Origin of the sequence: Streptomyces thermovulgaris (assembly GCF_002155915.1) — a bacterium.
Classification (GTDB): Bacteria; Actinomycetota; Actinomycetes; order Streptomycetales; family Streptomycetaceae; genus Streptomyces; species Streptomyces thermovulgaris.
Genome location: NZ_MUME01000315.1, coordinates 1 through 10,297, shown reverse-complemented (window position 1 = coordinate 10,297; position 10,297 = coordinate 1). Strand labels below are relative to the sequence as shown.

The 10,297-nt window shown below is 70.9% G+C and carries 8 protein-coding genes; all 8 read right to left on the bottom strand.

Translation table 11 applies throughout. The features are described 5' to 3' along the window. A partial coding sequence (locus CCN35_RS28970; protein ID WP_211285563.1) for a hypothetical protein occupies positions 1-190 on the bottom strand: 190 nt, incomplete at its 3' end. Then, positions 187-1,314: an inositol-3-phosphate synthase gene (locus CCN35_RS22140; RefSeq protein WP_067388904.1), complete on the bottom strand. Its 1,128-nt coding sequence runs from the start codon at positions 1,312-1,314 to the stop codon at positions 187-189. The genes CCN35_RS22140 and CCN35_RS28970, both read right to left, overlap by 4 nt. 185 nt (positions 1,315-1,499) lie before the next feature. Next, positions 1,500-5,204, bottom strand: coding sequence for a ThuA domain-containing protein (locus CCN35_RS22135; RefSeq protein ID WP_086794036.1), 3,705 nt, complete (start codon positions 5,202-5,204; stop codon positions 1,500-1,502). A 364-nt stretch (positions 5,205-5,568) separates the two neighbouring features. Next, on the bottom strand, positions 5,569-6,570 hold the full coding sequence (locus CCN35_RS22130; protein ID WP_086794035.1) for a sugar phosphate isomerase/epimerase family protein: 1,002 nt from the start codon (positions 6,568-6,570) through the stop codon (positions 5,569-5,571). Between the two features lie 13 nt (positions 6,571-6,583). Then, positions 6,584-7,789 (bottom strand): Gfo/Idh/MocA family protein, encoded by a 1,206-nt coding sequence (locus tag CCN35_RS22125; RefSeq protein ID WP_067388910.1) that lies wholly within the window; start codon positions 7,787-7,789, stop codon positions 6,584-6,586. Between the two features lie 81 nt (positions 7,790-7,870). After that, positions 7,871-8,911, bottom strand: coding sequence for a substrate-binding domain-containing protein (locus CCN35_RS22120; RefSeq protein ID WP_086794033.1), 1,041 nt, complete (start codon positions 8,909-8,911; stop codon positions 7,871-7,873). Between the two features lie 17 nt (positions 8,912-8,928). Continuing rightward, a complete protein-coding gene (locus tag CCN35_RS22115) occupies positions 8,929-9,951 on the bottom strand; it encodes an ABC transporter permease (RefSeq protein ID WP_086794032.1) in 1,023 nt (340 codons plus the stop codon). Then, positions 9,948-10,297: ATP-binding cassette domain-containing protein (locus CCN35_RS22110; RefSeq protein ID WP_143631754.1), on the bottom strand; the 350-nt coding region annotated here is incomplete at its 5' end. The genes CCN35_RS22115 and CCN35_RS22110, both read right to left, overlap by 4 nt.

Genomic DNA, 10,297 nt, shown 5'->3' with positions numbered 1-10,297 from the left:
CCCGGACGGAGCGAGGGACGGCGGGCCGGTCGCCGGTCCCCGTCCCTCGCTCCGTCCGGGGCCGCGTCCCGTGCTCCGCCCGGGGCGCCGGACGGTCGTGGTCCTCCCCGTGGCGGGGCCGCCCGCGGGCCGCGACGGCGGCGGCGACGGCCGCCGCCAGGGCGAGAACGGTCAGGGCGCGGCGGGTCATCGCGGATCCCTCAGCCGCCGGCCGAAGTCCAGGAGCGCCGCGTACTGCTCCCCCAGCGCGGCGGGGGCGCCCGGATCGGGGTCCTTGAAGTAGAAGCCGAGTTCGGGGCGGGGTCCGGTCAGTCCGCGCTCATGGGCGCGGGCCAGCAGCCGGACCAGGTCCAGGACCAGGGGCGCGGCGAGCGCCGAGTCGCAGCCCTGCCAGGTGGTCTGGAGGGTCATCCGGGTGCCGAGGAAGCCGTCGAAGGCGATGTGGTCCCAGGCGGTCTTCCAGTCGCCGAGCGCGGGCACGTCGTCGATGTGCACCGTGCCCTGGGGGACCGTGCCGAGGGTGTCCGCGAGGACCCGTTCCTTGCCGGAGTTCTTCGCGGCGGCGGCCGCGGGGTCGGCGAGGGCGGCGCCGTCCCCGCCGCCGAGGAGGTTCGTGCCGGACCAGGCCAGCACCCTCAGCGCCCGCTGCGCGAACATCGGGCCGAGCACGGACCGCAGCAGGGTCTGCCCCGTCTTGCCGTCCCGGCCCGCGTACGGCAGGGCGGCGGCTCGGGCCTCGGCGGCGAGCGCGGGATGGTGCAGTCCGGCCGACGGGGTGAAGTTGACGTAGGGACAGCCCGCGCGCAGGGCGGCTGCCGCGTACAGCGAGCTGGCGGGCAGGGCGGCGCCCTCGGGGACCGGTTCGGTGGAGGCGACGTTGACGACGACGGTGCGGGCGAGGCCGTGGCGGCGGGTGAAGGCGCGGATGTCGTCGGCGAAGGCGTCGATGAGGGCGTCCTCGTCGCGGGTGTCGCCGGGCAGCGGCCCGCCGGGTCTGATCTCCGCGTCGGCGGCGGTCAGTTCGCCGTGGACGGCGGAGGGCAGGCCGTGCGGCAGGACACCGGCGGAGGCGAGGGCCTCGGCGCGTTTGGGCAGCGGGCAGTCCACGATGTCGTGCCCGCCGAAGACGAGGGACGCCAGTGCGGGCAGACCGCTCGCGGCGAAGGGCTCGGTCTCGGTGACGAGGCCGGTGGTGGGGTGCAGTCCGGCGGCGACGGCGGCGCATCCGGTGACGGCGGTGGTGGCGACGGAGCCTCGCGCGCCGATCAGCCAGACACCGGTGCGGGAGGAGGGGACGGAAGGTTCGGCGGACATGGGCAGCCTCCTTGTCGTACGCGAACCCGATGCCGGACGGGTGGGGCGGTGCGGGCCGGCCCCGGATGCCGGGCGGATCCCGGGCTTGTGCCGTGCCCGGCCGGGGACCTGCGCCCCGGTCCCCGGCCGGGCCGGGTGCGGCGGGCGGAAGTCCGGCGTCTTCCGCCCGCCGCCGCTTGAAGGGGTCAGGAGCCCTTCACGGGCAGTTCCTTGATCCGGATGTTGCGGAACGAGACATGGTCGGACGGACCGTGGTTCTGGATTCCGATGTGACCGCTCCTCAGGCTCCGCTCGGGGTCCTTGTTGGTGAAGTCGTTGATCTTGACTCCGTTGAGGTACACCCGGATGCGTTCGCCCTCGACCCGGATCTCGTAGCTGTTCCACTCCCCCGGCGGGCGCAGCGCGGCGTCACGCGCCTCGATGTCCGCCGACTGGAAGGAGTAGATGGCTCCGGTGGTCCGGTCCGGCGCGTCGGTCGCGTCGATCTGGATCTCGTATCCCTTGTCCACCGCCGACCAGGGGTCGTCGGAGGCGGGGAATCCCACGAAGACACCGGAGTTGTCGTCGCCCCGCATCCTCCAGTCCAGCTTCAGGGAGTAGGCCTTGAACTCCTTGGCCTGGTACCAGAGCAGACCCATGCCGTCGTAGGAGTGCAGTGCGCCGTCCTCGACGGTGAAGCCGCCCGGTCCGGCCTGCTTCCAGCCGTCGAGGGTGTGGCCGTTGAAGAGGTCCCGGTAGCCGGTGCGCGGCTTGCAGTCGGCCTTCTCCTGGCCGGTGGCGTACTTCAGCCCGCCGAGCAGATGGCTGCGGAAGGCCTCCTCGGCGTAGGCCTCCTCGGTGTGGCCGAGGCCGGTGTAGAAGGAGCGTCCGCCCCGGTAGGAGTGGCACCAGGCGATCGGGTGGTCGCCCTTCATGGTGCCGCCCTGGTAGGTGGTCTCGTCCAGGGTGGCCAGGACGCGGACGTGGTCACGCGGGTTGGTGCGGTAGTTGTACCACTCGTCGGTGTGCTCCCACGCGTCGGGGAGGTCCCTGGTGGCCGGGTGGTCGTGCTCGGGGACCCGGACGGTGGCCTTCTGGATGTGCGGGTGCGACTCGAAGTAGGCGCCGACCAGGCCGCCGTAGAACGGCCAGTCGTACTCGGTGTCGGCGGCCGCGTGGACGCCCATGTAGCCGCCGCCGTCGGCGATGTACTTCTCGAACGCCTGCTTCTGCTCGGCGTTCAGGACGGTGCCGGTGGTGGAGAGGAAGACGACGGCGTCGTAGCGGGCGAGGTTGGCGGTGGTGAACTGCCCGGCCTCCTCGGTGGCGTCGACGGTGATGCCGTGCTGTGCGCCGAGCTCCTTCAGGGTCTGGATGCCGGTGCCGATGGAGTCGTGCCGGTAGCCGGCGGTCTTGGAGAAGACGAGGACGCGCTTGGCGTTCTTCGCGGGTTTCCTGTCGGAGATCGTGAAGTCGTCGATGTCGAAGAGTGCTCCGCTGCCGCCCTTGAAGACCAGGTACAGCTCGGTGGTCTTCTTCGGGAGCCTGCTGAGCGGGATGTCGATGTCCTGGAAGGTCTCCCAGCTGCCGGTCACGGGGACGACGCCGGAGCCGTGCAGGGTGCCCTTCGGTCCCCCGCTGCGGACCTCCAGGTGGCCGCCGGCGCCTCCGGAGGAGATTCGTGCGGTGAGCGTCCGGGCGCCGTCGAGGTGGTAGGGCGTGAAGGAGATCCAGTCGCCGTCGTGGATGTCACCGACGGTCCTGCCGCCGTGGGCCTGGGGCTTGTCGTGGATGCGGATGCCGCTCTGGTCGCTGAAGTGCTCGGCCTGCCGCTGGCGGGGCTGGAGCACGATCCGGGCGTGGGTGGTCAGCGGGGCCTGGCCGCCTCCGCCGTTGTCGGTGTACTCGGCGTCGAGGACGCCGAAGATGTTGGCGTTGGGGTCGTGGTCGGAGTCGGCCGGCGCGGTGATGGTGCCCTTGCAGCCGTTGGTCGAGGTGATCGGGTGACCGTGGCTGTCATGGCCGAGGATGTAGCGGATGGTGACCTTGGAGCAGTCGATCCTTCTGTCCTCGGGGTCGGTGACCTTCACCGTGAACGGCACGGTGTCGCCGAACTCGAACAGGGCGCCGTCCGCCGGGGTCTGGAAGGTGACGGTGGGCGCGGTGTTGCCGACGACCACGTGGACGTTGGCGGTGGCGGTGTAGCCGGTCGTGTCCGTGACGGTGACGGTGGCGGTGTAGGTGCCGTTGGTGCGGTAGGTGTGCCGGGGCGACTGGCCGGTGCCGGTGGTGCCGTCACCGAAGTCCCAGCGGTAGGTGAGGGCGTCTCCGTCGGCGTCGCTGCCGGTCGCGGAGAAGGACACCCTCAGCGGTGCCTTGCCGGAGGTCCTGTCCGCGGTGGCCGTCACGGTCGGGGCGTGGCCGTTGGTGACGTTCTCGATGCGGTAGAGCGCGGAGTTCTCGTCGCCGCCGAACCAGGACAGGCCGTAGTCCAGGACGTAGAGGGCGCCGTCCGGGCCGAAGGCCATGTCCATCACCTGGGTCCCGGACCAGGGGAAGGGGTTGATGGACTGGATGGTGCCGTCCTCGTCGTGGACGATCCGCTTGATCCAGCGGCGGCCGTACTCGCCGGCGAAGAAGTTCCCGTCGTAGGACTCGGGGAACTTCACGGCGGAGTTCAGCTCGGGGTCGTAGCGGTAGACCGGGCCGCCCATCGGGGACTCGGAGCCGGTGCCGAACTCGGGGACCGAGCCGTCGTCGTAGTCGATCCAGGCCGGTTCGGCCGGCGGGAGGTCGACGAGGCCGGTGTTGTTCGGCGAGGTGTTCTTCGGGGCCGAGCAGTCGAAGGCCTCACCGGACTGCTTGGTGGCGAAGTCGTAGTCGACGTACGGCTGGTTCTTGCCGACGCAGTAGGGCCAGCCGTAGTTGCCGGGCTTGGTCACACGGTTGAACTCGACCATGCCGGCGGGGCCGCGGGCGGGGCTGGCGGAGCCGGCGTCCGGGCCGTACTCGCCGATGTAGAGGTGGCCGGTGGCCTTGTCGACGCTGAACCGGAACGGGTTGCGGAAGCCCATCGCGTAGATCTCGGGACGGGTCTTCGGGGTGCCCGGGGGGAAGAGGTTGCCCTCGGGGATGTCGTAGGAGCCGTCCGGGTTGACCTTGATCCGCAGGATCTTGCCCCGCAGGTCGTTGGTGTTGCCCGAGGTGCGCTGGGCGTCGAACGCCGGGTTGCGGTTCGGCCGCTCGTCGATGGGGGTGTAGCCGTCGGAGGCGAAGGGGTTGGAGTCGTCGCCGGTCGACAGGTAGAGGTTGCCGTCCTTGTCGAAGTCGATGTCACCGCCGACGTGGCAGCAGATGCCGCGGGTGGCGGGGACCTCGAGGATGCTCTTCTCGCTGGACAGGTCGAGGGTGCCGTCCTGCTTCAGGACGAAGCGGGAGAGCCGGTTGACGCCCTCGAAGGGGGCGAAGTCGTCGGCGGTGCCGTTCTCGGGGGCGTCGCCGGGCGGGGTGTTCAGCGGCGGCGCGTAGTAGAGGTAGATGAACCGGTTCTGCTCGAAGCCGGGGTCGACGCCGACGCCCTGGAGCCCCTCCTCGTCGTGGCTGTAGACGTTCAGCTTGCCGGCGACGGACGTGTTGCCCTGCGCGTCGGTCAGACGCAGGGTGCCGTCGCGGGAGGTGTGCAGGACGCTGCGGTCCGGAAGGACGGCCAGCGACATCGGTTCACCGACCTCGGCTGCACCCTTGGCCAGGGTGACCTGCTGGAAGTCCTCGGCGGCCGCCGCGGGAGGCCGGGTGGCCCCGGGGTCGGCGGCGTTCGCCGGCGGCGCGGTCAGCGCGAGCGAGGTCCCTGCGAGTAAGGAGCCGGTGAGGAGTGCCAGTGCCTTGCGGAATCTGTGACGTTTCCTGTGCACGAAGTTCCCTCCGGGAGGGTGGAGCGTACGGGACGGATGCCATGCGTCGGGGTGCGCCGTCACCCCGGAGATGTCGTGACCAGTACAACTCCGGGACCGTAGCTCGCTTTGTCGAAGTCGAACAGCCCTTGTGCAGCAAGGAAGTTGAACTTTTTCCCGCCCGAGGACAAAGCGGTTTCCGGGCATGCCGGACCGGCCGGTGGCGCCCACGCCACCGGCCTGCCCCGCTCTCCGTCCGAGGGGCGCGGCACGCCGCACGGCCCGGTCATGGCCCGGCCGCGCCCCTCGAACGGCGCGTCGGAGGAGTTCCGCGGCCTCCCTGCTGTGCGCCGGAGGCCGTTGTGCGCCGGAGGCCGCGTCCTGCTCACTCTCCGCCGAAGGCCGCGTCGAACGACGCGCTCGGCGGGTCGAAGTCGAACTCCTTGAGCTTCCGCAGCGCCTCCGGGGCCCCCTGCAGCCGGTCCATCCCGGCGTCCTCCCACTCCACGGAGATCGGGCCCTCGTAGCCGATGGAGTGCAGCATCCGGAAGACGTCCTCCCAGGGGACGTCGCCGTGCCCGGCGGAGACGAAGTCCCAGCCGCGCCGCGGGTCGCCCCAGGGCAGATGGGAGCCGAGCCGGCCGTTCCGGCCGTCGAGCCGTCTGCGGGCCTCCTTGCAGTCGACGTGGTAGATCCGGTCGCGGAAGTCCCACAGGAAGCCGACCGGGTCGATGTCCTGCCAGACGAAGTGCGAGGGGTCGAAGTTGAGGCCGAAGGCCGGCCGGCGGTCCACGGCCTCCAGGGCACGCTGGGTCGTCCAGTAGTCGTAGGCGATCTCGCTGGGGTGGACCTCGTGCGCGAACCGCACGCCCTCGGCGTCGAAGACGTCCAGGATCGGGTTCCAGCGGTTCGCGAAGTCCTCGTAGCCGCGCTCGATCATCGACTCGGGCACGGGCGGGAACATGGCGACCAGGTGCCAGATGGAGGAGCCGGTGAAACCGATGACGGTGTCGACGCCGAAGGCCGCCGCGGCGCGCGCGGTGTCGGCCATCTCGGCGGCGGCGCGCTGCCGTACGCCCTCGGGCTCGCCGTCGCCCCAGATCCGGGCGGGCAGGATCGCCTGGTGGCGTTCGTCGATGATGGCGTCGCACACCGCCTGTCCGACCAGATGGTTGGAGATCGCCCAGCACTTCAGGCCGTACTTGTCCAGCAGCTGGTGCCGGGAGGCGAGGTACGACGGGTCGGCGAGTGCCTTGTCGACCTCGAAGTGGTCGCCCCAGCAGGCGAGTTCGAGTCCGTCGTAGCCGAAGTCACGGGCCAGGCGGCAGACCTCCTCCAGCGGCAGATCGGCCCACTGGCCGGTGAACAGGGTGAATCCGCGCGGCATGGCGACAGCCTCCTCAGGCGGCGACGGGGGTGTAGACGGAGTTCTTCTCGGCGCTCTCCTCCACCGCCGCGAGCACGCGCTGCACCTGCAGCCCGTCGGCGAAGGAGGGTTCGGGCCTGGTGCCCTCGGCGATCGCGTGGACCAGGTCGCGGGCCTGGTGGACGAAGGTGTGCTCGTAGCCGAGGCCGTGGCCCGGCGGCCACCAGGCGTCCAGGTAGGGGTGGTCGGGTTCGGTGACCAGGATGCGGCGGAAGCCCGCGTGGGTGCTGGGTTCGGTGCCGTCGTGGTAGTGCAGCTCGTTCAGGCGCTCCAGGTCGAAGGCCAGTGAGCCGCGTTCTCCGTTGAGTTCGATGCGCAGGGAGTTCTTGCGGCCGGTGGCGTAGCGGGTGGCCTCGAAGGAGGCGAGGGCACCGGAGGCGAAGCGGCCGGTGAACAGGGCGGCGTCGTCGACGGTGACCCGTCCGGTGCCGGACGTCGGGGCGCCGGACAGGCCGCTGGTGGCCTTGGCGGGCAGGGGGCGCTCCCGGACGAAGGTCTCGGTGAGCGCGGACACCCCGGCCAGCGGCTCCCCCGCCAGGTACTGCGCGAGGTCGACGATGTGCGCGCCGAGGTCGCCCAGGGAGCCCGAGCCGGCGGCCTCCTTGCGCAGCCGCCAGGTCAGCGGGAACTGGGGGTCCACCAGCCAGTCCTGGAGATACGCCACCCTCACGTGCCGCAGGGTGCCGAGCCGGCCCTCGGCGATCATCCGCCGGGCCAGCGCGGCGGCGGGCACCCGGCGGTAGTTGAAGCCGACCATCGCCAGCCGGCCCCGTTTCTCGGCCTCCTCGGCGGCCCGTGCCATCTCCTCCGCCTCGGCGACGGAGTTGGCGAGCGGCTTCTCGCACAGCACGTGCTTGCCCGCGGCGAGCGCGGCCAGCGCGATCTCGGCGTGGCTGTCGCCGGGGGTGCAGATGTCGACGAGGTCGATGTCGTCCCGGGCGACCAGCGCCCGCCAGTCGGTCTCGGCGGCGGCCCAGCCGTGCCGGTCGGCCGCCGCTCGGACGGCTGCTCCGTCACGGCCGCAGATCGCGGCCAGGACCGGCCGCAGCGGCAGGTCGAAGACGCGGCCCACGGTGCGCCAGCCCTGGGAGTGGGCGGCGCCCATGAAGGCGTATCCGACCATGCCGATGCGCAGCGGTGGCTTGCCCTCTGCTCCCTCCGGCTGCTGCGGCTGTCCCATACGGATGTCCTCCTCGTCCTCGTGGTGACGGCCTCGTGACGAGGCCTCGTGGCGATGGCCTCGGGGTGCGGGATGGAACGATCAGCGGAAACCGGTGGACATGTACTGGTCGACGTTGTTCTTGTCGACGACGGCCGAGTACAGCGTGATCGAGGCCGGGATCTCGTACTCGGCGAGCCCGCCGACGCCCTTGCCCTGGCCGAGGGCGCGGGCCAGGTCGATCGCGGAGGCGGCCATGGTCGGCGGGTACAGGACGGTGGCCTTCAGCACGCTGTTGTCCTGTTTGATGGCCTGGAAGGCGGACAGCGCGCCCGCTCCGCCGACCATCAGGAAGTCGTCGCGGCCGGCCTGCTCGATGGCGCGCAGCGCGCCCACGCCCTGGTCGTCGTCGTGGTTCCACACCGCGTCGAACTTCTTCTGGGCCTGGAGCAGCTGGGCCATCTTGGCCTGCCCCGACTCCACGGTGAACTCGGCCGCCTGACGGGCCACCTTCTTGATGTTCGGGTAGTTCTTCAGGGCGTCGTCGAAGCCCTGGGTGCGCTGCTTGGTCAGCTCCAGGTTGTCCAGGCCGGCGAGTTCGACGACCCGGGCCTCCGGCTTGTCCTTGAGCTTCTGGCCGATGTAGTGGCCGGCGTTGAGGCCCATGCCGTAGTTGTCGCCGCCGATCCAGCAGCGGTACGCCTGCGGGGTGTTGAAGATCCGGTCGAGGTTGACCACCGGGATGCCGGCCCGCATGGCCTTCAGCCCGACCTGGGTGAGCGCCTTGCCGTCGGCGGGCAGGATCACCAGCACGTCGACCTTCTTGTTGATGAGGGTCTCGATCTGGCCGATCTGCGTGGCGGTGTCGTTGGAGCCCTCGGTGATCTCCAGGGTGACGTCGGAGTACTGCTTGGCGCGGTTCTTGGCGTTCTCGTTGATGGCGTTGAGCCAGCCGTGGTCGGCCTGCGGTCCGGCGAAGCCGATGGTGACCGGCTTGCCGGGCTTGTCGTCGGCGGCCGGCTGGTCGCTCGTGGCCGGCTTGCCGGACTTTGGCTCGTTGCTGGTGCAGCCGGCGAGGAGGGCACCGGCCGAGACGGCGGCGGTCCCGAAGAGCAGTCCTCTGCGACTGGTGAGTGCTGACATGGCGGTGAACCCTTTCCTCAGGTCGTGCTCGCGGTACGGCGCTGGACCAGCACGGCGGCGACGATGATCGCGCCCTTGGCGATCTGCTGGACGTCGCTCTGCAGGTTGTTCAGGGCGAAGATGTTGGTGATCGTGGTGAAGATGAGGACGCCGAGCACCGAGCCGGTGATGGTGCCGCGCCCTCCGCTGAGCAGCGTGCCGCCGATGATCGCGGCCGCGATGGCGTCGAGCTCGTAGAGGTTGCCGTTGGTGTTCTGGCCCGAGCCGGACAGGACGATCAGCAGGAAGGCGGCGATACCGCAGCACAGCCCGGACAGCAGATACAGGTAGAGGCGCTGGCGGCGTACGTCGATGCCGGCGAGGCGGGCCGCCTCCGCGTTGCCGCCGACGGCGACCGTGCGGCGGCCGAAGGTGGTGCGGTTGAGCACGAGCCAGCCGACGATCGTCACCGCCGCGAACACCAGCACCAGCGGCGGGATGCCCAGCACATAGGAGTCGCGCTCACCGAGGCTGAGAACGCTGTCGACGGTGACGATCTGCGTCCGGCCCTCGGTGATCTGCAGGGCCAGACCGCGTGCCGAGGCCAGCATGGCGAGGGTGGCGATGAACGGGACCATGCCGCCGTAGGCGATGAGCAGTCCGTTGACCAGGCCGCAGCCGACCCCCACCGCCACCGCGGTGAACAGGATGCCGCCGAAGCCGTACTCCTGTGTGGCGACCGTGGTCGCCCACACCGAGGCCAGCGCGACGATCGCACCGACGGACAGGTCGATCCCGCCGGAGGTGATCACGAAGGTCATGCCGACGGTGACGACACCGATCACGGAGGCCTGGGTGAGGACGAGCTGGAGGTTGCGGCCGTCCAGGAACTCGTCCGGCTTGGTGATCCCGCCGATGAGGATCAGCGCGGCGAGCACCCCGAGCAGGGAGAGGGTGCGGACGTCGACGCGGGCGGTCAGGCCGTGCCAGACGGACGGCCGCCGGGCCGCGGGTGCGGTCTTGTCGGTGCCGTCCCGGGGCGGGGACACATGCTGTGTCATGACGCCTGGCTCCCTTCGCCGGCCACGGAGAGTGCATCCATGGGGTGTGCATCCATGACGAGGTCGAGTACACGGTGTTCGTCGAGCTCACGGGCGGGCGCGGTGTGGACGACGCGCCCCTCGCGCAGCACCAGGACGCGGTCGGCCAGGCCGAGGACTTCGGGGATCTCGCTGGAGACCAGGAGCACCGCGAGGCCCTCGTCGGCCAGTCGGCGGACGACCGCGTACAGCTCGGCGCGCGCGCCCACGTCCACCCCGCGTGTCGGTTCGTCGAGCAGCAGCACCCGGCAGCCGCGCAGCAGCCAGCGGGCCAGGACGGCCTTTTGCTGGTTGCCGCCGGACAGGG

Excerpts from the sequence above, each read along its gene's own strand:
- CCN35_RS22120 (WP_086794033.1), bottom strand. The coding sequence starts at position 8,911 with ATGTCAGCACTCACCAGTCGCAGAGGACTGCTCTTCGGGACCGCCGCC.
- CCN35_RS22115 (WP_086794032.1), bottom strand. The coding sequence starts at position 9,951 with ATGACACAGCATGTGTCCCCGCCCCGGGACGGCACCGACAAGACCGCA.
- CCN35_RS22140 (WP_067388904.1), bottom strand. The coding sequence starts at position 1,314 with ATGTCCGCCGAACCTTCCGTCCCCTCCTCCCGCACCGGTGTCTGGCTG.
- CCN35_RS22130 (WP_086794035.1), bottom strand. The coding sequence starts at position 6,570 with ATGCCGCGCGGATTCACCCTGTTCACCGGCCAGTGGGCCGATCTGCCG.
- CCN35_RS22125 (WP_067388910.1), bottom strand. The coding sequence starts at position 7,789 with ATGGGACAGCCGCAGCAGCCGGAGGGAGCAGAGGGCAAGCCACCGCTG.